General features: G+C 42.3%; 2 protein-coding genes. Both read left to right on the top strand.

What is annotated here, in order from left to right; all coding sequences use genetic code 11:
• Positions 1-109 precede the first annotated feature (109 nt).
• Positions 110-358 (top strand): FeoA family protein, encoded by a 249-nt coding sequence (locus FK268_RS25895; protein ID WP_109201705.1) that lies wholly within the window; start codon positions 110-112, stop codon positions 356-358.
• A 53-nt stretch (positions 359-411) separates the two neighbouring features.
• Positions 412-662 (top strand): FeoB small GTPase domain-containing protein (locus tag FK268_RS25890; RefSeq protein WP_231707239.1); only part of this gene is annotated, 251 nt, incomplete at its 3' end.

Raw genomic sequence — 662 nt, 5'->3', positions numbered from 1 at the left:
AATAAGAAATAGCTATCAAATACATTTAAGAATTATTTGCATTATTAAAAAGGGCTAACTAGAATGATTCTCATTACCATTATATTTTCATATTAAATAAAGGTGCAAAATGTCTCAAGAACAGGTTTTAGCGCTGAATCAATTGCAAAGAGAAGAGCGGGCGATTATTAAGGCCGTTCATACGGATGGTGCGTTACGGCAGAAGTTTTTCAATATGGGATTTATCCCCGGTGCCGAGGTGTTGATGGTGCGTTCAGCACCCCTGCTTGATCCTCTTGAGGTGGAGATCCTTGGCTATTTCGTGACGCTTCGTCGAGAAGAAGCAGAAAAGATTGAGATTGAGCGGGTGGGGCAATGATAAAAGCAGCTTTAGCAGGACAACCGAATAGCGGTAAATCCACAATTTTTAATATGATGAGCGGCATTAAACAACATGTCGCTAACTATCCCGGCGTCACCGTGGAGAAGAAGAGCACTCGATTGAGCTATCAAGCGACAGAGATCGAACTTGTTGATCTCCCCGGAACTTACTCCTTTAGTGCCTTTTCGATGGAGGAGAAAGCGACAATCGGTTATCTAATCGATGGTGATCCTGATGTCATTATCAATGTGATTGATGCCTCCTGCCTGCGACGTAGTCTCTACTTAACTTTTCAGTTACT

Source organism: Tsukamurella sputi, assembly GCF_007858445.1.
In the GTDB taxonomy this organism is placed as follows: domain Bacteria; phylum Actinomycetota; class Actinomycetes; order Mycobacteriales; family Mycobacteriaceae; genus Tsukamurella; species Tsukamurella sputi.
This window is presented reverse-complemented; position numbering and strand designations above follow the sequence as displayed.